The 19,826-nt window shown below is 55.9% G+C and carries 16 protein-coding genes and 4 tRNA genes; all 20 read left to right on the top strand.

Annotation, left to right across the window (positions count from 1 at the left end; all coding sequences use genetic code 11):
• Window positions 1-87 precede the first annotated feature (87 nt).
• The 20 genes from birA (at window position 88) to rpsJ (ending at window position 19,815) form a co-directional block, all read left to right on the top strand.
• Window positions 88-1,047 (top strand): bifunctional biotin--[acetyl-CoA-carboxylase] ligase/biotin operon repressor BirA, encoded by a 960-nt coding sequence (gene birA / locus NQL71_RS18800; RefSeq protein ID WP_046815911.1) that lies wholly within the window; start codon window positions 88-90, stop codon window positions 1,045-1,047.
• Window positions 1,037-1,786 (top strand): pantothenate kinase, encoded by a 750-nt coding sequence (locus NQL71_RS18795; RefSeq protein WP_046815910.1) that lies wholly within the window; start codon window positions 1,037-1,039, stop codon window positions 1,784-1,786. The genes birA and NQL71_RS18795 overlap by 11 nt, the downstream gene beginning before the upstream one ends.
• 7 nt (window positions 1,787-1,793) lie before the next feature.
• Window positions 1,794-2,234, top strand: coding sequence for a hypothetical protein (locus NQL71_RS18790; protein ID WP_046815909.1), 441 nt, complete (start codon window positions 1,794-1,796; stop codon window positions 2,232-2,234).
• 143 nt (window positions 2,235-2,377) lie between these two features.
• Window positions 2,378-2,462: transfer RNA gene (locus tag NQL71_RS18785), tRNA-Tyr, on the top strand.
• A 24-nt stretch (window positions 2,463-2,486) separates the two neighbouring features.
• Window positions 2,487-2,560 (top strand) — tRNA-Gly (locus NQL71_RS18780).
• Window positions 2,561-2,586: 26 nt separating this feature from the next.
• Window positions 2,587-2,662: transfer RNA gene (locus NQL71_RS18775), tRNA-Thr, on the top strand.
• A gap of 170 nt (window positions 2,663-2,832) precedes the next feature.
• Window positions 2,833-2,908, top strand: a tRNA-Trp gene (locus NQL71_RS18770).
• A gap of 45 nt (window positions 2,909-2,953) precedes the next feature.
• Window positions 2,954-3,322, top strand: coding sequence for a preprotein translocase subunit SecE (gene secE / locus NQL71_RS18765; protein WP_007916493.1), 369 nt, complete (start codon window positions 2,954-2,956; stop codon window positions 3,320-3,322).
• Window positions 3,323-3,331: 9 nt separating this feature from the next.
• The gene (gene nusG, locus NQL71_RS18760) at window positions 3,332-3,865 is read left to right on the top strand and encodes a transcription termination/antitermination protein NusG (protein WP_007933727.1); all 534 of its coding nucleotides are present in this window, start codon (window positions 3,332-3,334) and stop codon (window positions 3,863-3,865) included.
• A 117-nt stretch (window positions 3,866-3,982) separates the two neighbouring features.
• Window positions 3,983-4,414, top strand: coding sequence for a 50S ribosomal protein L11 (gene rplK, locus NQL71_RS18755; RefSeq protein ID WP_007933726.1), 432 nt, complete (start codon window positions 3,983-3,985; stop codon window positions 4,412-4,414).
• The gene (rplA, locus tag NQL71_RS18750; RefSeq protein ID WP_003186095.1) at window positions 4,414-5,109 is read left to right on the top strand and encodes a 50S ribosomal protein L1; all 696 of its coding nucleotides are present in this window, start codon (window positions 4,414-4,416) and stop codon (window positions 5,107-5,109) included. Before rplK ends, rplA begins: the two co-directional genes overlap by 1 nt.
• Before the next feature lie 198 nt (window positions 5,110-5,307).
• Window positions 5,308-5,808 (top strand): 50S ribosomal protein L10, encoded by a 501-nt coding sequence (gene rplJ, locus NQL71_RS18745; protein WP_007970413.1) that lies wholly within the window; start codon window positions 5,308-5,310, stop codon window positions 5,806-5,808.
• A gap of 75 nt (window positions 5,809-5,883) precedes the next feature.
• The gene (gene rplL / locus NQL71_RS18740) at window positions 5,884-6,249 is read left to right on the top strand and encodes a 50S ribosomal protein L7/L12 (RefSeq protein ID WP_034148078.1); all 366 of its coding nucleotides are present in this window, start codon (window positions 5,884-5,886) and stop codon (window positions 6,247-6,249) included.
• Window positions 6,250-6,469: 220 nt separating this feature from the next.
• Entirely contained in the window at window positions 6,470-10,543 is a 4,074-nt protein-coding gene (gene rpoB, locus NQL71_RS18735) for a DNA-directed RNA polymerase subunit beta (RefSeq protein WP_008018199.1), read from the top strand.
• Between the two features lie 64 nt (window positions 10,544-10,607).
• Window positions 10,608-14,807 (top strand): DNA-directed RNA polymerase subunit beta', encoded by a 4,200-nt coding sequence (gene rpoC / locus NQL71_RS18730; protein WP_008065703.1) that lies wholly within the window; start codon window positions 10,608-10,610, stop codon window positions 14,805-14,807.
• Window positions 14,808-15,022: 215 nt separating this feature from the next.
• Window positions 15,023-15,394: a 30S ribosomal protein S12 gene (gene rpsL / locus NQL71_RS18725; RefSeq protein WP_003186084.1), complete on the top strand. Its 372-nt coding sequence runs from the start codon at window positions 15,023-15,025 to the stop codon at window positions 15,392-15,394.
• Window positions 15,395-15,513: 119 nt separating this feature from the next.
• Window positions 15,514-15,984, top strand: coding sequence for a 30S ribosomal protein S7 (gene rpsG / locus NQL71_RS18720; RefSeq protein ID WP_002555493.1), 471 nt, complete (start codon window positions 15,514-15,516; stop codon window positions 15,982-15,984).
• A gap of 30 nt (window positions 15,985-16,014) precedes the next feature.
• Complete coding sequence (gene fusA / locus NQL71_RS18715; RefSeq protein WP_046815908.1) at window positions 16,015-18,120, top strand: elongation factor G; 2,106 nt, start codon at window positions 16,015-16,017, stop codon at window positions 18,118-18,120.
• 30 nt (window positions 18,121-18,150) lie between these two features.
• On the top strand, window positions 18,151-19,344 hold the full coding sequence (gene tuf, locus NQL71_RS18710) for an elongation factor Tu (protein WP_034148074.1): 1,194 nt from the start codon (window positions 18,151-18,153) through the stop codon (window positions 19,342-19,344).
• 159 nt (window positions 19,345-19,503) lie between these two features.
• Complete coding sequence (rpsJ, locus tag NQL71_RS18705) at window positions 19,504-19,815, top strand: 30S ribosomal protein S10 (protein ID WP_003186070.1); 312 nt, start codon at window positions 19,504-19,506, stop codon at window positions 19,813-19,815.
• Window positions 19,816-19,826 lie beyond the last annotated feature (11 nt).

Raw genomic sequence — 19,826 nt, 5'->3', positions numbered from 1 at the left:
TCCGCAGGAAAATCTGTCACCTCGGATTTCTATGCAAGGGCTCAGGGCGTGGCTATCATGCGGTCCTCATTGTGAGGCGAGACTTGCATGCTGACGTTGTTAAAGCTTCTTAAGGATGGCCGATTCCATTCAGGCCAGGCGCTGGGCGCCGCCCTGGGCATCAGTCGCAGTGCTGTGTGGAAGCAGCTTCAGCATCTTGAGGCTGAATTAGGGTTGTCCATTCATAAAGTTCGCGGACGCGGCTATCAACTGGCTGCGCCGTTGACGCTGCTTGATCCCGCGGAGATAGAGCGGCTCGCTCCTTCCTGTAAATGGCCGGCCCTGGTCTTCGACTCTATTGATTCCACGAACGCTGAAGCCTTGCGCGCCATTGAGCGGCACCAGGTAGCGCCTTTTGTTGTGCTTGCCGAGCGGCAGACTGCGGGCCGCGGGCGGCGAGGGCGAAAATGGGTCAGTCCATTCGCGGAAAATGTCTATTACAGCCTTGTGTTGCGGATTGAAGGGGGGATGCGCCAGCTGGAGGGCTTGAGCTTGGTCGTAGGGCTCGCCGTCATGCAGGCCCTGCGCGAGCTTGGCGTTCCCGGCGTGGGTTTGAAGTGGCCCAATGATGTCCTGGTAGGGCAGAAGAAGATCGCCGGCATACTGCTTGAGTTGGTGGGGGATCCTGCCGACGTTTGTCACGTGGTGCTGGGTGTCGGGATTAATGTAAACATGCAGATGACCGATGAGGTCGACCAACAATGGACGTCCATGCGCCTGGAGTCGGGCAAGGCGTTTGATCGCAATCACCTGGTCGCGGAGTTGGGGGAAATGCTGCAGAAGTATCTGGCTCGCCATCAGGCGGTTGGCTTTTCGGCGATCCAGGCTGAGTGGGAGCAGCATCACCTGTGGCAGGGGCGTGCGGTCTCTTTGATTGCAGGTGCAAACCAAATAGATGGCGAAGTGCTGGGCATCGATAGTCAGGGTGCGCTGCGCTTGAAGGTGGGTGGTGTGGAGAAAGTCTTCAGTGGCGGTGAGCTGAGTCTGAGGTTGCGTCATGATTCTTGAGCTCGACTGCGGAAATAGTTTCATCAAGTGGCGTGTCCTCGAGGCGAACGCACGTCAAGTCGTGGGGGAGGGGGTTGTCGATTCCGACCTCGCATTGCTCGAGGGCGTAAAAGCAATTCAAGGTCTTGCCCTTAGGTTCTGTCGGTTGGTGAGTGTCAGGACTGCTGAGGAGACCGGCGAATTGATTGCTCGGTTGAAAGCGGCCTTCGACATATCAGTGGTCTGTGCGGCCCCCACGAAGGCAATGGCCGGTGTTCGCAATGGTTATGAAGAATTCGAGCGGCTCGGACTTGATCGATGGCTGGCGTTGCTTGGAGGGTTTCATTTGGCAGCGGGCGCATGCCTGGTGCTTGATTTCGGCACTGCGGTGACCGCGGACTTCGTTTCCGCTGACGGAGAGCATCTGGGTGGTTTCATATGTCCTGGGATGCCGTTGATGCGAAACCAGTTGCGCACTCATACCCGCAAGATTCGATATGGAGACCTCGCAGCTGAGCGTGCCCTGGAGCGTCTTGAGCCCGGTCGCACGACGGTCGAGGCGGTAGAGCGCGGGTGCCTGCTGATGCTTCGGGGGTTTGTCCTGACGCAGCTGGAGATGGCGCGTGGTTATTGGGGTGAAAGTTTTACGGTATTCCTTACCGGTGGTGACGCGGCGCTGGTCTGCGAGATCGTGCCTGAAGCCCGGGTGGTGCCCGATCTGGTGTTTGTAGGCTTGGCGATGGCATGCCCCTTGTCCTGAGGTCTTTATGCGTTGGTTGTTTCTGCTGCTGCTCGTTCTCAATGTGTTTTATTACGTCTGGCATCAACAGGAGGCGCCCCTGCGTGCCAAGGATGTGACACCCCTGAGCTTGTATCGCGGCTCCCAGCAGGACATCCGTCTGTTGAGTGAGGCGACGGATGCGGCCAAGGATAAAGGAAAGGTGGCGCAGGCAGAGGCGGACTGCCTTTATCTGGGTGGTTTTGTTCGTCAGGATGTCGAGCAAGCGCTTGAGCGCAGGTTGACCGGCATGGGTGTGAAGTATCAGTCGCTCCCTGCAAGTCCGGCTGAACCCCCGGCGTACTGGGTCCGTGTGGCCCCTGAAAGCAAGCGTTGGCTGGATGACTTGCAGCTGATAAACCTTTCTAGAGAATTCAATGAGTTAAAACATAAAATAATGCCTTGTGGGGGGGTTGCACCCACTCAATAGTTTGCATAGAATGGCGCCCGCTCCACAGCGAAGACCTAAAGCGGTCAACGAGGTGAGGCGAGGTCAACGCAGATAAGCTCAGGATTTTAATGAGAAAAATGCTTGACAGAAGGCTGGCATGATGTAGAATGCCGGCTCGCTTAGGAGGGGTTCCCGAGCGGCCAAAGGGATCAGACTGTAAATCTGACGTCTACGACTTCGAAGGTTCGAATCCTTCCCCCTCCACCATTTTTAGCGAGAGCTGCAAGCCTCGCGGGTATAGTTTAGTGGTAGAACCTCAGCCTTCCAAGCTGATGATGCGGGTTCGATTCCCGCTACCCGCTCCAAGTTTGCAGGTTTTGCACGGTGTTACGCTCTTGTAGCTCAGTTGGTAGAGCACACCCTTGGTAAGGGTGAGGTCAGCGGTTCAAATCCGCTCAAGAGCTCCATATAACAAGGCAGATATGAAAATATCTGCCTTTGTTTTAATGGTCTGGTTGTGTTTCGTTGTGCCTGAGGGCAGTTTGAGTCCCGGGTGCTGGTGGAGTGCAAAGGCCATTGAGTAAGGTGTTGTAAAGTCTTTTTCGGGCCTGCATAATGGTCGGCCTGATTTTGTTTTAGGTCAGTAGCTCAATTGGCAGAGCGACGGTCTCCAAAACCGTAGGTTGGGGGTTCGATTCCCTCCTGACCTGCCAGATTCACCAAGTGTGTCTGGCTTTCTTTTCACAGGATCTTCATAGATGACTCCTAAAGCTGAAGCTCAAGGCTCGCGCTTCGATCTGCTCAAGTGGCTAGTAGTAGTCGCTTTGGTGGTTGTTGGCGTTGTTGGCAATCAGTATTACTCTGCTTCGCCGATCCTGTACCGCGTGCTTGCTTTGCTTGTGATTGCTGCTGTAGCTGCCTTTGTAGGCCTGCAGACGGCCAAGGGCAAGTCTTTCTTTGTACTGGTTAAGGAAGCGCGCACCGAGATTCGTAAAGTCGTATGGCCAACTCGCCAAGAAACCACGCAGACCACGTTGATCGTTGTGGCTGTTGTCCTGGTTATGGCGTTGCTGTTGTGGGGGCTCGATTCCCTGCTCGGCTGGCTTGTCTCCTTGATTGTCGGCTAAGGGTGTCCCGTGGCTAAGCGTTGGTATGTTGTGCATGCTTACTCGGGTTACGAGAAGCATGTCATGCGTTCGTTGATCGAGCGTGTAAAGCTGGCTGGCATGGAAGATGGCTTCGGCGAGATTCTGGTTCCCACTGAAGAAGTGGTTGAGATGCGTAACGGCCAGAAGCGCAAGAGCGAGCGTAAGTTCTTCCCTGGTTACGTGCTGGTCCAGATGGATATGAACGAGGGTACTTGGCACTTGGTCAAGGACACTCCTCGTGTGATGGGTTTCATCGGCGGTACTGCCGATAAGCCGGCACCGATTACAGATAAAGAGGCAGAAGCGATTCTGCGTCGCGTCGCCGATGGTAGCGACAAGCCGAAGCCGAAGACATTGTTCGAGCCGGGCGAGTCGGTGCGCGTCAACGACGGTCCGTTTGCCGATTTCACCGGCACCGTCGAAGAAGTCAACTACGAAAAGAGCCGGATCCAGGTCGCGGTGCTCATTTTCGGACGCTCTACCCCGGTAGAGTTGGAGTTCAGTCAGGTCGAAAAGGTCTAACTGAACAAGCATCCCAACCCCGCAGCCTTAGGCTGTGGGGTTTTGTCGTCACTGGGATAAACGCGCAAGTAACCGGGGAGCCTTTCGAGGCGTTTGAACCCGTAATTGGAGTGCCTCATGGCCAAGAAGATTACCGCTTACATCAAGCTGCAAGTGAAGGCCGCTCAGGCTAACCCAAGCCCACCTGTTGGTCCTGCTTTGGGTCAGCACGGCGTGAACATCATGGAATTCTGCAAGGCTTTCAACGCCCGTACTCAGGGTCTTGAGCCAGGTCTGCCGACTCCAGTGATCATCACTGTCTACAGCGACCGTAGCTTCACGTTCGAAACCAAATCCACCCCTGCTTCGGTTCTGCTGAAGAAGGCGGCCGGTCTGACCAGCGGTTCCGCTCGTCCGAACACCGTTAAGGTTGGCACTGTAACTCGTGCTCAGCTGGAAGAAATCGCGAAAACCAAAAACGCGGATCTGACTGCAGCTGATATGGAAGCAGCCGTGCGTACTATCGCCGGTTCTGCTCGTAGCATGGGCCTTAACGTGGAGGGTGTGTAATGGCTAAGCTGACCAAGCGTCAAAAGGCTATCGCCGGCAAAATCGAAGCAGGCAAGGCCTACAACTTTGTAGACGCTGCTGCTCTGCTGGCTGAGCTGTCGACTGTCAAGTTCAGCGAGTCGTTCGACGTTGCTGTAAACCTGGGTGTTGACCCGCGTAAATCCGACCAGGTCGTTCGTAGCGCTACCGTGCTGCCACACGGCACTGGCAAGACCGTTCGCGTTGCTGTGTTCACCCAGGGTCCAGCTGCTGAAGCCGCTCTGGCTGCCGGCGCTGACCGTGTAGGCATGGACGACCTGGCTGCCGAAATGAAAGGCGGCGACCTGAACTATGACGTAGTGATCGCATCCCCGGATGCCATGCGCGTTGTGGGTCAGTTGGGTCAGATCCTCGGTCCACGTGGTCTGATGCCTAACCCTAAAGTCGGCACCGTAACCCCAGACGTAGCTACCGCGGTTAAAAACGCCAAGGCTGGTCAGGTTCGTTATCGCACCGACAAAAACGGCATCATCCACACTTCCGTTGGCAAGATCGGCTTCGACGCCGTCAAGCTGAAGGAAAACGTTGAAGCCCTGATCGCTGATCTGAAGCGTATCAAGCCAGCTTCCTCGAAAGGTATCTACGTCAAGCGCGTTACCCTGAGCACCACCATGGGCCCAGGTCTGGTTATCGACCAGAGCTCGCTGGACGCGTAAGACACAAATTGGCGCAAGCGATTGCGCCAATTGAAAAATTGGGGTCCCTGCCTGGCGGGGGCTATCCAAGACCGTAGGCGACGCAAGTCTTAAACCACAAGCCTACGCAGATGGTGCTCCCGGTTCCTTACCGAATCAGACACCAAAACGACATTCGGTTTCGATCGAATGAAACGGTAACAAGCAGGAGTTAAACCCGTGGCAATTAAACTCGAAGACAAGAAGGCCATCGTCGCTGAAGTCAACGAGGCTGCCAAAGTCGCTCTGTCCGCTGTCGTGGCTGATGCCCGTGGCGTAACAGTAGGCGCGATGACCGGACTCCGTAAAGAGGCTCGTGAAGCTGGCGTTTACGTACGTGTTGTACGTAACACCCTGCTCAAGCGCGCCGTTGCTGACACTGAATTCAGTGTCCTCAACGACGTGTTCACTGGCCCTACCCTGATTGCCTTCTCCAAGGAACATCCAGGCGCTGCTGCCCGGATCTTCAAAGAGTTCGCAAAGGGTCAGGACAAGTTCGAGATCAAGGCAGCTGCGTTCGAGGGCAAGTTCCTCGCAGCTAACCAAATCGACGTACTGGCAACTCTGCCGACCCGTGACGAAGCAATTTCTCAGCTGATGAGCGTGATTCAAGGCGCTACCAGCAAATTGGCTCGTACTCTGGCGGCAATTCGCGACCAGAAAGAAGCTGCTGCAGCCTAAGGCTCGTCAACTTCTCGCGTTTTTTGTTTTTTTCGATGGTCGCGTAGGCCGTCCCCAATATCAGGAATTAGATTCATGTCTATCTCTCAGAACGATATCCTTGAAGCAGTTGGCAACATGTCCGTAATGGAAGTTGTTGAGCTGATCAAAGCTTTCGAAGAAAAATTCGGTGTTACCGCTGCTGCTGCATCGGCTGGTCCTGCTGCTGCTGCCGCCGTTGTTGAAGAGCAAACTGAATTCAACGTCATGCTGACCGAAGCTGGCGAGAAGAAAGTTAACGTGATCAAGGCAGTACGTGAACTGACCGGTCTGGGCCTGAAAGAAGCCAAGGCTGTAGTTGACGGCGCTCCTGCCATGGTTCTGGAAGCTGTTGCCAAAGACGCAGCTGACAAAGCCAAAGCAACTCTGGAAGAAGCAGGCGCTAAAGTCGAGCTGAAGTAAGCATCGACTTTGCGTCTCCAGCCCGAGCGTTAAGCGACAGGCTGATGGCTGGTGGCTCTTGCCACCGGCCTTTTTCCGTTATTGGCAGCCGACTGGGTCGGTGCCGGTAACGAGCTGTAACCACCCGATGCGGTGGCGCAAACCATGGGGTTTGCACGATTTTCTGGCTGCTCCCGTCGGGAGGGGCCAAACAAGCAGGTGACCAAGCTGGGGAACGCTGATGGCTTACTCATATACTGAGAAAAAACGTATCCGCAAGGACTTTAGCAAGTTGCCGGACGTCATGGATGTGCCGTACCTCCTGGCCATCCAGCTGGATTCGTATCGTGAATTCTTGCAAGCGGGAGCGACTAAAGATCAGTTCCGCGACGTGGGCCTGCATGCGGCCTTCAAATCCGTTTTCCCGATCATCAGCTACTCCGGCAATGCTGCGCTGGAGTACGTCGGTTATCGCCTGGGCGAACCGGCATTTGATGTCAAAGAATGCGTATTGCGCGGTGTAACTTACGCCGTACCTTTGCGGGTAAAAGTGCGCCTGATCATTTTCGACAAAGAATCGTCGAACAAAGCGATCAAGGACATCAAAGAGCAAGAAGTCTACATGGGTGAAATCCCCCTGATGACTGAGAACGGTACCTTCGTAATCAACGGTACCGAGCGTGTAATCGTTTCCCAGCTGCACCGTTCCCCTGGCGTGTTCTTCGACCACGACCGTGGCAAGACGCACAGCTCCGGTAAACTGCTGTACTCCGCGCGCATCATTCCTTACCGCGGTTCGTGGCTGGACTTCGAGTTCGACCCGAAAGATTGCGTATTCGTGCGTATCGACCGTCGTCGCAAGCTGCCTGCATCGGTACTGCTGCGCGCGCTCGGCTATACCACTGAAGAAGTGCTGGACGCGTTCTACACCACCAACGTATTCCACGTTAAGGGCGAGACCCTGAGCCTGGAGCTGGTGCCTCAGCGCCTGCGCGGTGAAATCGCTGTCCTCGATATCCAGGACGACAAAGGCAAGGTTATTGTCGAGCAAGGTCGCCGTATCACTGCTCGCCACATCAACCAGCTGGAAAAAGCCGGGATCAAAGAGCTGGATGTGCCTCTGGACTACGTCCTGGGTCGCACAACCGCCAAGGTCATCGTGCATCCGGCCACCGGCGAAATCCTGGCAGAGTGCAACACCGAGCTGAACACCGAGATCCTTGCGAAAATCGCCAAGGCCGGTGTTGTCCGCATCGAAACTCTGTACACCAACGATATCGACTGCGGTCCGTTCGTCTCTGACACTCTGAAGATCGATTCCACCAGCAACCAACTGGAAGCGCTGGTCGAGATCTATCGCATGATGCGTCCTGGCGAGCCGCCAACCAAAGACGCTGCCGAGACCCTGTTCAACAACCTGTTCTTCAGCCCTGAGCGCTATGACCTGTCTGCGGTCGGCCGGATGAAGTTCAACCGTCGTATCGGTCGTACCGAGATCGAAGGTTCGGGCGTGCTGTGCAAGGAAGACATCGTCGCGGTACTGAAGACCCTGGTCGACATCCGTAACGGTAAAGGCATCGTCGATGACATCGACCACCTGGGTAACCGTCGTGTTCGCTGCGTAGGCGAAATGGCCGAGAACCAGTTCCGCGTTGGCCTGGTACGTGTTGAGCGTGCGGTCAAAGAGCGTCTGTCGATGGCAGAAAGCGAAGGCCTGATGCCGCAAGACCTGATCAACGCCAAGCCTGTGGCTGCGGCGGTGAAAGAGTTCTTCGGTTCCAGCCAGCTGTCCCAGTTCATGGACCAGAACAACCCGCTGTCCGAGATCACCCACAAGCGTCGTGTCTCTGCACTCGGCCCTGGTGGTCTGACCCGTGAGCGTGCCGGCTTTGAGGTTCGTGACGTACACCCGACGCACTACGGTCGTGTTTGCCCGATCGAAACGCCGGAAGGTCCGAACATCGGTCTGATCAACTCCCTGGCCGCCTATGCGCGCACCAACCAGTACGGTTTCCTCGAGAGCCCGTACCGTGTGGTGAAAGACGCTCTGGTCACCGACGAGATCGTGTTCCTGTCCGCCATCGAAGAAGCTGATCACGTGATCGCTCAGGCTTCGGCCACGATGAACGACAAGAAAGTCCTGATCGACGAGCTGGTTGCTGTTCGTCACTTGAACGAATTCACCGTCAAGGCGCCGGAAGACGTCACCTTGATGGACGTTTCGCCGAAGCAGGTAGTTTCGGTTGCAGCGTCGCTGATTCCGTTCCTCGAGCACGACGACGCCAACCGTGCGTTGATGGGTTCGAACATGCAGCGTCAAGCTGTACCAACCCTGCGCGCTGACAAGCCGCTGGTAGGTACCGGCATGGAGCGTAACGTAGCCCGTGACTCCGGCGTTTGCGTCGTGGCTCGTCGTGGCGGCGTGATCGACTCCGTCGACGCCAGCCGTATCGTGGTTCGTGTTGCCGATGACGAAGTTGAAACCGGTGAAGCCGGTGTCGACATCTACAACCTGACCAAGTACACCCGCTCCAACCAGAACACCTGCATCAACCAGCGTCCGCTGGTACGTAAAGGTGATCGGGTTCAGCGTAGCGACATCATGGCCGACGGTCCGTCCACCGACATGGGTGAGCTGGCACTGGGCCAGAACATGCGCATCGCCTTCATGGCATGGAACGGCTTCAACTTCGAAGACTCCATCTGCCTGTCGGAACGCGTTGTTCAGGAAGACCGTTTCACCACGATCCACATTCAGGAACTGACCTGTGTGGCCCGTGACACCAAGCTTGGCCCAGAGGAAATCACTGCGGACATCCCGAACGTGGGTGAAGCTGCACTGAACAAGCTGGACGAAGCCGGTATCGTTTACGTAGGTGCTGAAGTTGGCGCAGGCGACATCCTGGTGGGTAAGGTCACTCCGAAAGGCGAGACCCAGCTGACTCCGGAAGAAAAACTGCTGCGTGCGATCTTCGGTGAAAAAGCCAGCGACGTTAAAGACACCTCCCTGCGTGTACCTACCGGTACCAAAGGTACTGTCATCGACGTACAGGTCTTCACCCGCGACGGCGTTGAGCGTGATGCTCGTGCCCTGTCGATCGAGAAGTCCCAGCTGGACGAGATCCGCAAGGACCTGAACGAAGAGTTCCGTATCGTCGAAGGCGCTACTTTCGAACGTCTGCGTTCCGCTCTGGTCGGCCACAAAGCCGAAGGCGGCGCCGGCTTGAAGAAAGGCCAGGACATCACCGACGAAGTTCTCGACGGTCTTGAGCACGGTCAGTGGTTCAAGCTGCGCATGGCTGAAGATGCTCTGAACGAGCAGCTCGAGAAGGCCCAGGCCTACATCGTTGATCGTCGCCGTCTGCTGGACGACAAGTTCGAAGACAAGAAGCGCAAACTGCAGCAGGGCGATGACCTGGCTCCAGGCGTGCTGAAAATCGTCAAGGTTTACCTGGCAATCCGTCGTCGCATCCAGCCGGGCGACAAGATGGCCGGTCGTCACGGTAACAAGGGTGTGGTCTCCGTGATCATGCCGGTTGAAGACATGCCGCACGATGCCAATGGCACCCCGGTCGATGTCGTCCTCAACCCGTTGGGCGTACCTTCGCGTATGAACGTCGGTCAGATCCTCGAAACCCACCTGGGCCTCGCGGCCAAAGGTCTGGGCGAGAAGATCAACCGCATGGTTGAAGAGCAGCGTAAAGTTGCCGAGCTGCGCAAGTTCCTGCACGAGATCTACAACGAGATCGGCGGTCGTCAGGAAAGCCTCGATGACTTCTCCGACCAGGAAATCCTGGATCTGGCTCAAAACCTGCGTGGCGGCGTTCCAATGGCCACTCCAGTGTTCGACGGCGCCAAGGAAAGCGAAATCAAGGCCATGCTGAAACTGGCAGACCTGCCAGAAAGCGGCCAGATGCAGCTGACCGACGGCCGTACCGGCAACAAGTTCGAGCGCCCGGTTACCGTTGGCTACATGTACATGCTGAAGCTGAACCACTTGGTAGACGACAAGATGCACGCGCGTTCTACCGGTTCGTACAGCCTGGTTACCCAGCAGCCGCTGGGTGGTAAGGCGCAGTTCGGTGGTCAGCGTTTCGGGGAGATGGAGGTCTGGGCACTGGAAGCATACGGTGCCGCTTACACTCTGCAAGAAATGCTCACAGTGAAGTCGGACGATGTGAACGGCCGTACCAAGATGTACAAAAACATCGTGGATGGCGATCACCGTATGGAGCCGGGCATGCCCGAGTCCTTCAACGTGTTGATCAAGGAAATTCGTTCCCTCGGCATCGATATCGATCTGGAAACCGAATAACACGTGACGCGAATCGAGAGCGGGGCAGGATTGCCCGCTCTCTGCTCCGCCAGGAGGAAAGGCCTTGAAAGACCTACTGAATTTGCTGAAAAACCAGGGTCAAGTCGAAGAGTTCGACGCCATCCGTATCGGATTGGCATCGCCTGAGATGATCCGTTCGTGGTCGTTCGGTGAAGTTAAAAAGCCGGAAACCATCAACTACCGTACGTTCAAACCTGAGCGTGACGGCCTGTTCTGCGCCAAGATCTTTGGCCCGGTAAAGGATTACGAGTGCCTGTGCGGTAAGTACAAGCGCTTGAAGCACCGTGGTGTGATCTGCGAGAAGTGCGGCGTTGAAGTCGCGCTGGCAAAAGTTCGTCGTGAGCGCATGGCGCACATCGAACTGGCCTCGCCAGTTGCCCACATCTGGTTCCTGAAATCGCTGCCGTCCCGTATCGGCTTGCTGATGGACATGACCCTGCGTGATATCGAGCGCGTTCTCTACTTCGAGAGCTACGTCGTTATCGATCCAGGCATGACCACCCTTGAAAAAGGTCAGCTGCTCAACGACGAGCAGTACTTCGAAGCGCTGGAAGAGTTTGGCGACGATTTCGATGCCCGCATGGGTGCCGAAGCTGTCCGCGAACTGCTGCACGCTATCGACCTGGAGCACGAGATTGGCCGCCTGCGTGAAGAAATTCCGCAAACCAACTCGGAAACCAAGATCAAGAAGCTGTCCAAGCGTCTGAAGTTGATGGAAGCCTTCCAGGGTTCCGGCAACCTGCCAGAGTGGATGGTGCTGACCGTTCTGCCGGTTCTGCCGCCAGATCTGCGTCCACTGGTCCCGCTCGATGGCGGTCGCTTCGCGACTTCCGACCTCAACGATCTGTATCGTCGAGTGATCAACCGTAACAACCGTTTGAAGCGCCTGCTGGATCTGTCCGCTCCGGACATCATCGTGCGCAACGAAAAGCGCATGTTGCAGGAAGCTGTCGATGCACTGCTCGACAACGGTCGTCGTGGCCGCGCTATCACCGGTTCCAACAAGCGTCCTCTGAAATCCCTGGCTGACATGATCAAGGGTAAGCAGGGTCGTTTCCGTCAGAACTTGCTCGGTAAGCGTGTTGACTACTCCGGTCGTTCGGTAATTACCGTAGGTCCGACCCTGCGTCTGCACCAGTGCGGTCTGCCGAAGAAGATGGCTCTCGAGCTGTTCAAGCCGTTCATTTTCGGCAAGCTGGAAATGCGTGGTCTCGCGACCACCATCAAGGCTGCCAAGAAGATGGTCGAGCGCGAACTGCCAGAGGTTTGGGACGTTCTCGCTGAAGTGATTCGCGAACACCCGGTTCTTCTCAACCGTGCACCGACCCTTCACCGTCTGGGTATCCAGGCGTTTGAACCGGTACTGATCGAAGGTAAGGCTATCCAGCTGCACCCTCTGGTCTGTGCTGCGTACAACGCCGACTTCGACGGCGACCAAATGGCCGTGCACGTACCGCTGACGCTGGAAGCCCAGCTGGAAGCGCGTGCGTTGATGATGTCGACCAACAACATTCTGTCGCCAGCCAACGGTGAGCCAATCATCGTTCCGTCGCAGGACGTTGTATTGGGTCTGTACTACATGACGCGTGAAGCGATCAACGCCAAGGGCGAAGGTCGTGTGTTCGCGGATCTGCAGGAAGTTGACCGTGTGTTCCGTGCCGGCGAAGCCGCACTGCACGCCAAGGTCAAAGTCCGGATCAACGAAACCGTCAACGACCGTGATGGCGGCAGCGTGACCAACACCCGTATCGTCGACACTACCGTCGGTCGTGCGCTGTTGTTCCAGGTTGTGCCAAAAGGTCTGTCGTACGACGTCGTCAACCTGCCGATGAAGAAAAAGGCGATCTCCAAGCTGATCAACCAGTGCTACCGCGTGGTTGGTCTGAAAGAGACCGTGATCTTCGCTGACCAGTTGATGTACACCGGTTTTGCCTATTCGACCATTTCCGGCGTTTCCATCGGCGTTAACGACTTCGTTATCCCTGATGAAAAAGCCCGCATCATCGGTGCTGCCACCGACGAAGTGAAAGAGATCGAAAGTCAGTACGCCTCCGGCCTGGTAACCCAGGGCGAGAAGTACAACAAAGTGATCGACCTTTGGTCCAAGGCGAACGACGAAGTTTCCAAGGCGATGATGGCCAACCTCTCGAAAGAGAAAGTCATCGACCGTCATGGCGTCGAAGTCGACCAAGAGTCCTTCAACTCGATGTACATGATGGCCGACTCGGGTGCGCGGGGTTCCGCAGCACAGATTCGTCAGCTGGCCGGTATGCGTGGCCTGATGGCCAAGCCGGATGGCTCCATCATCGAAACGCCGATTACCGCGAACTTCCGTGAAGGTTTGAGCGTACTCCAGTACTTCATCTCCACTCACGGTGCTCGTAAAGGTCTGGCGGATACCGCGTTGAAAACGGCGAACTCGGGTTACCTGACCCGTCGTCTGGTAGACGTGGCGCAAGACCTGGTTGTAACCGAGATCGATTGCGGCACCGAACACGGTCTGCTGATGACTCCGCACATTGAAGGCGGTGACGTTGTAGAGCCGTTGGGTGAACGCGTATTGGGTCGTGTTATCGCCCGTGACGTATTCAAGCCAGGTACCGAGGACGTCATCGTTCCTGCCGGCACCCTGGTCGACGAGAAGTGGGTCGAGTTCATCGAGCTCAACAGCATCGACGAAGTGATTGTACGTTCGCCGATCAGCTGCGAAACCCGTTTCGGCATCTGCGCCAAGTGCTACGGTCGCGACCTGGCTCGTGGTCACCAGGTGAACATCGGTGAAGCGGTCGGCGTTATCGCTGCCCAGTCCATCGGTGAGCCGGGTACCCAGCTGACGATGCGTACGTTCCACATCGGTGGTGCGGCAAGCCGGACCTCCGCGGCCGACAGCGTTCAGGTCAAGAATGGCGGTACCGTCCGTCTGCATAACCTGAAGCACGTTGAGCGAGTGGATGGCCACCTGGTTGCTGTGTCCCGTTCCGGTGAGCTGGCAATCGCTGACGACTTCGGTCGTGAGCGCGAGCGTTACAAGCTGCCGTACGGTGCCGTGATTTCGGTTAAAGAAGGTGACAAGGTCGACGCTGGCGCAATCGTGGCCAAGTGGGATCCGCACACTCACCCGATCGTTACCGAAATGAAAGGTACCGTGACCTACGTGGGCATGGAAGAAGGCATCACGATCAAGCGTCAGACTGACGAATTGACCGGTATGACCAACATTGAAGTACTCGACGCCAAAGACCGTCCAGCTGCCGGTAAAGATATCCGTCCTGCTGTGAAGATGGTTGATGACAACGGCAAGGATCTGTTGCTGCCAGGCACTGACGTTATCGCTCAGTACTTCCTGCCAGCCAACGCCCTGGTCGGTGTAGCGGACGGTGCGAAGATCGCGATCGGTGATGTTATCGCTCGTATCCCGCAAGAAACTTCGAAGACCCGTGACATCACCGGTGGTCTGCCGCGTGTTGCCGACTTGTTCGAAGCTCGTCGTCCGAAAGAAGCGTCGATTCTGGCTGAAGTCAGCGGCACCATCGCGTTCGGTAAAGAAACCAAGGGCAAGCGCCGTCTGGTTATTACCCCGAACGACGGTAGCGATCCGTATGAAGAGCTGATTCCGAAGTGGCGTCACCTGAACGTGTTCGAAGGCGAACAGGTAAACCGCGGCGAAGTTATCTCCGACGGCCCGAGCGATCCACACGACATCCTGCGTCTGCTGGGTGTAAGTGCGCTGGCCAAGTACATCGTTAACGAGATCCAGGACGTTTACCGTCTGCAAGGCGTGAAGATCAACGACAAGCACATCGAGACCATCCTGCGTCAGATGCTGCGTAAAGTTGAAATCGCTGAATCCGGCGATTCCAGTTTCATCAAGGGCGACCAGATGGAATTGACTCACGTTCTGGTAGAGAACGAGCGCTTGAGCGGCGAAGACAAGTTTGTCTCCAAGTTCACTCGCGTTCTGCTGGGTATCACCAAGGCGTCGTTGTCCACCGAATCGTTCATCTCGGCGGCTTCCTTCCAGGAAACCACTCGCGTACTGACCGAAGCGGCGGTAACCGGCAAGCGCGATTATCTGCGCGGCCTGAAAGAAAACGTGGTCGTGGGTCGTCTGATCCCGGCTGGTACCGGTCTGGCTTATCACAGCGAGCGTAAGCGTCGCCGTGATGCAGACAAACCGTTGCGCGTGAGCGCCAGTGAAGTGGAAGCTGCACTGACCGAAGCGCTGAACTCGAGCGGTAACTGAGTTCTGCGGTAAATGAGCTGAGGCCCTGACCACTCCGTTCATCGAATCGAGACAATTTGTCGAGGTTTGATGGGCGGGGAGGTCGGGGCCTTGCCTTGACTGGGGGCAAGATCCTCTTTAGACTCTTGTACCCCTAAATTTGGCGGGAATACGTTCCTGCCATTTTGCTTTTCTTGCAAGACAATAGCGTCGCAAGACAACAGTGGAGCTAGTAGATGGCAACTATCAACCAGCTGGTACGTCAGCCGCGTAAGCGTATCGTCGAGAAATCCGACGTACCTGCGCTGCAGAACTGCCCGCAACGCCGTGGCGTGTGCACCCGTGTGTACACCACCACGCCGAAAAAACCTAACTCGGCACTGCGTAAAGTATGCCGTGTGCGCCTGACCAACGGTTTCGAGGTTTCCTCGTACATCGGCGGTGAAGGCCACAACCTGCAAGAGCACAGCGTGGTACTGATCCGCGGCGGTCGTGTAAAAGACTTGCCAGGTGTTCGTTACCACACCGTTCGCGGTTCGTTGGATACCTCCGGCGTTAAAGGTCGTAACCAGGGTCGTTCGAAGTACGGTACCAAGCGTCCGAAGTAATGGTCGCTTGCTGCAAAAAACTGATTTCTATTTTTCTGAGTCGATAAGAGTAAGGTCGGAGGCGTCCCGTAATGGGCACCGATTCCGAGCGAACCTGAAGACCGTTTGAGGGCTTATCCATGCCAAGAAGACGCGTAGCAGCCAAGCGCGAAGTGCTTGACGATCCAAAATACGGAAGCCAAATCCTGGCCAAGTTCATGAACCACGTGATGGAAAGCGGCAAGAAAGCCGTTGCCGAGCGTATCGTTTATGGCGCGCTGGAAAAGGTTAAAGAACGCAAGAACAGCGACCCCCTGGAAATCTTCGAGAAAGCTCTCGACGCCATCGCTCCGCTGGTCGAAGTAAAGTCGCGCCGTGTAGGCGGTGCTACTTACCAGGTTCCGGTTGAAGTTCGTCCGTCCCGTCGTAACGCTCTGGCAATGCGCTGGTTGGTAGACTTCGCCCGTAAGCGCGGCGAGAAGTCTATGGCTCTGCGTTTGGCTGGCGAACTGTTGGACGCTGCCGAAGGTAAAGGTGCTGCAGTTAAGAAGCGTGAAGACGTGCACCGTATGGCTGAAGCTAACAAAGCTTTCTCGCACTACCGCTTCTAATTTTAGCGTCACTCAATTTGCGAGGGCTTTATGGCTCGTACTACACCGATTAATCGCTACCGTAACATTGGTATCGTTGCTCACGTGGATGCTGGTAAAACCACCACCACCGAGCGCGTCCTTTTTTACACTGGCAAAAGTCACAAGATGGGCGAGGTGCATGACGGCGCCGCGACCACAGACTGGATGGTGCAGGAGCAGGAGCGTGGTATTACCATTACTTCTGCTGCTATCACCGCTTTCTGGCAGGGTTCTGCGAAGCAGCACAAGGACCAATACCGCTTCAACGTCATCGATACCCCAGGCCACGTAGACTTCACCATTGAAGTTGAACGTTCCCTGCGTGTACTCGACGGCGCGGTCGTTGTGTTCTGCGGCACTTCCGGCGTTGAGCCTCAGTCCGAAACCGTATGGCGTCAAGCCAACAAATACGGTGTTCCACGTATCGTTTACGTGAACAAGATGGACCGTGCCGGCGCGAACTTCCTGCGCGTGATCGCTCAGATCAAGCAGCGTCTGGGTCACACTCCGGTGCCGATCCAGTTGGCTATCGGTTCCGAAGACAACTTCCAGGGTCAGATCGATCTGATGACCATGGAAGCGGTTTACTGGAACGATGCTGACAAGGGCATGACTCCACGTCGCGAAGCTATCCCTGCTGAACTGCAGGAACTGGCTGAAGAGTGGCGCAGCAACATGGTTGAGGCTGCGGCCGAAGCCAGCGAAGAGCTGATGAACAAGTACCTCGAAGGCGAAGAGCTTTCCATCGAGGAAATCAAGGCCGCTCTGCGTCAGCGTACTATCGCTGGCGAAATCGTCCTGGCTGTTTGCGGTTCTTCCTTCAAGAACAAGGGTGTTCCCCTGGTTCTCGACGCCGTTATCGACTACCTGCCGGCTCCGACCGACATTCCTGCCATCAAGGGTACTGACCCGGATGACGAGGAAAAGCAAATGGAGCGTCATGCAGACGACAACGAGCCGTTCTCGGCTCTGGCGTTCAAGATCGCTACCGACCCATTCGTGGGTACCTTGACCTTCGTCCGCGTTTACTCGGGCGTGTTGGCCTCCGGCGACGGCGTGATCAACTCGGTTAAAGGCAAGAAAGAGCGCGTGGGTCGTATGGTGCAAATGCACGCAAACGCCCGTGAAGAGATCAAGGAAGTGCGCGCTGGCGACATCGCGGCCCTGATCGGCATGAAGGACGTCACCACTGGTGAAACCCTCTGCAACGCTGACAAGCCAATCATCCTGGTTCGCATGGACTTCCCGGAGCCGGTTATTTCGGTTGCTGTAGAGCCTAAGACCAAGGATGACCAGGAAAAAATGGGTATCGCTCTGGGCAAACTTGCTCAGGAAGACCCGTCTTTCCGCGTCAAAACTGATGAAGAGACTGGTCAAACGATCATCTCCGGCATGGGCGAGCTGCACCTGGACATCCTGGTTGACCGGATGCGCCGTGAGTTCAACGTCGAAGCCAACATCGGTAAGCCTCAAGTTTCGTACCGTGAGCGCATCACGAAGAGCTGCGAAATCGAAGGCAAGTTCGTTCGCCAGTCCGGCGGTCGTGGCCAGTTCGGTCACTGCTGGATTCGTTTTGCACCTGCTGACGAAGGTCAGGAAGGTCTGCAATTCCTGAACGAAGTAGTGGGTGGTGTGGTTCCTAAGGAATACATCCCGGCTATCCAGAAGGGTATCGAAGAGCAGATGAAGAACGGTGTTGTTGCCGGCTATCCGCTGATCGGCCTGAAGGCTACCGTGTTTGATGGTTCTTACCACGACGTCGACTCGAACGAGATGGCGTTTAAGGTGGCTGCTTCCATGGCGACCAAGCAACTGGCCCAGAAGGGCGGTGGTGAGTTGCTCGAGCCGATCATGGCGGTAGAGGTTGTTACGCCTGAAGACTATATGGGTGACGTGATGGGCGACCTGAACCGTCGTCGCGGCATGATTCTGGGTATGGAAGACACGGTTTCCGGTAAGGTTATCCGTGCTGAAGTTCCGTTGGGTGAAATGTTCGGTTATGCGACCGACGTTCGTTCGATGTCCCAGGGTCGCGCAAGCTACTCTATGGAATTCAAAAAATACAATACGGCTCCGTCGCATATCGTCGAAACCGTTACCAAAAAACAAGGCTGATTCAGTCCTTTAGGCAAGGAGTTAATTGTCGTGGCTAAAGAAAAATTTGATCGTTCCCTACCGCACGTAAACGTTGGCACCATCGGCCACGTTGACCACGGTAAAACCACTCTGACCGCTGCTCTGACTCGCGTTTGCTCCGAAGTTTTCGGTTCTGCAATCGTTGATTTCGATAAAATCGACAGCGCTCCAGAAGAAAAAGCTCGTGGTATCACCATCAACACCGCGCACGTCGAGTACAACTCGAAGATCCGTCACTACGCTCACGTTGACTGCCCAGGTCACGCTGACTACGTGAAGAACATGATCACCGGTGCTGCCCAGATGGATGGCGCGATCCTGGTTTGCTCGGCCGCTGATGGTCCGATGCCACAAACCCGTGAGCACATCCTGCTGTCCCGTCAGGTAGGCGTTCCGTACATCGTGGTTTTCCTGAACAAGGCTGACCTGGTAGACGACGCTGAGCTGCTGGAACTGGTTGAGATGGAAGTTCGCGACCTGCTGTCCACCTACGACTTCCCGGGCGATGACACTCCAATCATCATCGGTTCGGCTCGTATGGCGCTGGAAGGCAAAGACGACAACGAAATGGGCACCACTGCCGTTCGTAAACTGGTTGAAACCCTGGACAGCTACATCCCAGAACCAGAGCGCGCTATCGACAAGCCATTCCTGATGCCAATCGAAGACGTATTCTCGATCTCGGGTCGTGGTACTGTTGTGACTGGTCGTATCGAGCGCGGTATCGTTCGCGTTCAAGATGCACTGGAAATCGTTGGTCTGCGTGACACCACCACCACCACCTGCACCGGTGTTGAGATGTTCCGCAAGCTGCTCGACGAAGGTCGTGCTGGCGAGAACTGCGGCGTTCTGCTGCGTGGTACCAAGCGTGACGACGTTGAGCGTGGCCAGGTTCTGGTTAAGCCGGGTTCGGTTAAGCCGCACACCAAGTTCACCGCAGAAGTTTACGTTCTGAGCAAGGAAGAAGGCGGTCGTCACACTCCGTTCTTCAAAGGCTACCGTCCACAGTTCTACTTCCGTACTACTGACGTGACCGGTAACTGCGAGCTGCCAGAAGGCGTTGAAATGGTAATGCCAGGTGACAACATTCAGATGACTGTTACCCTGATCAAAACCATCGCAATGGAAGACGGTCTGCGCTTCGCAATCCGTGAAGGCGGCCGTACCGTTGGTGCTGGCGTTGTAGCTAAAATCATCGAGTAAGCATCTCTTTTGAGATAGCTTCGATGCTTTGAAAAGGCCCCCGCTCAGCGGGGGCCTTTTTTATTGGGTTGACACCTATCTGGGGCGTCTATAGAATTGCGCCTCCTTTTAACGGGCGTATTGCGCCCGGTGGGAATAGCAGCCGGAGTCTGAAATCCAATGCAAAATCAGCAAATCCGTATCAGGTTGAAGGCTTTTGACCATCGCCTGATCGACCAATCCACCCAGGAAATCGTGGAAACCGCGAAACGTACTGGTGCTCAAGTGCGTGGTCCAATTCCACTGCCTACCCGTAAAGAGCGGTTCACCGTTCTGGTCTCCCCGCACGTCAACAAAGACGCGCGTGACCAGTACGAGATCCGTACTCATAAGCGCGTTCTGGACATCGTCCAGCCAACGGATAAAACCGTTGATGCACTTATGAAGCTTGATCTTGCGGCCGGTGTGGAAGTGCAGATCAGCCTCGGCTAAGACTCGGTCTT

Source organism: Pseudomonas serbica, assembly GCF_028823535.1.
GTDB classification, from domain to species: domain Bacteria; phylum Pseudomonadota; class Gammaproteobacteria; order Pseudomonadales; family Pseudomonadaceae; genus Aquipseudomonas; species Aquipseudomonas serbica.
The sequence above is the reverse complement of the archived record's forward strand: the minus strand, read 5'-3'. Positions and strand labels throughout refer to the sequence as shown.

Coding starts and splice junctions, on each gene's coding strand:
- birA (WP_046815911.1), top strand. CDS start 88: ATGCTGACGTTGTTAAAGCTTCTTAAGGATGGCCGATTCCATTCAGGC.
- rpoB (WP_008018199.1), top strand. CDS start 6,470: ATGGCTTACTCATATACTGAGAAAAAACGTATCCGCAAGGACTTTAGC.
- secE (WP_007916493.1), top strand. CDS start 2,954: ATGACTCCTAAAGCTGAAGCTCAAGGCTCGCGCTTCGATCTGCTCAAG.
- rpsL (WP_003186084.1), top strand. CDS start 15,023: ATGGCAACTATCAACCAGCTGGTACGTCAGCCGCGTAAGCGTATCGTC.
- NQL71_RS18790 (WP_046815909.1), top strand. CDS start 1,794: ATGCGTTGGTTGTTTCTGCTGCTGCTCGTTCTCAATGTGTTTTATTAC.
- rplA (WP_003186095.1), top strand. CDS start 4,414: ATGGCTAAGCTGACCAAGCGTCAAAAGGCTATCGCCGGCAAAATCGAA.
- rpsG (WP_002555493.1), top strand. CDS start 15,514: ATGCCAAGAAGACGCGTAGCAGCCAAGCGCGAAGTGCTTGACGATCCA.
- rplL (WP_034148078.1), top strand. CDS start 5,884: ATGTCTATCTCTCAGAACGATATCCTTGAAGCAGTTGGCAACATGTCC.
- fusA (WP_046815908.1), top strand. CDS start 16,015: ATGGCTCGTACTACACCGATTAATCGCTACCGTAACATTGGTATCGTT.
- rplK (WP_007933726.1), top strand. CDS start 3,983: ATGGCCAAGAAGATTACCGCTTACATCAAGCTGCAAGTGAAGGCCGCT.
- rpsJ (WP_003186070.1), top strand. CDS start 19,504: ATGCAAAATCAGCAAATCCGTATCAGGTTGAAGGCTTTTGACCATCGC.
- NQL71_RS18795 (WP_046815910.1), top strand. CDS start 1,037: ATGATTCTTGAGCTCGACTGCGGAAATAGTTTCATCAAGTGGCGTGTC.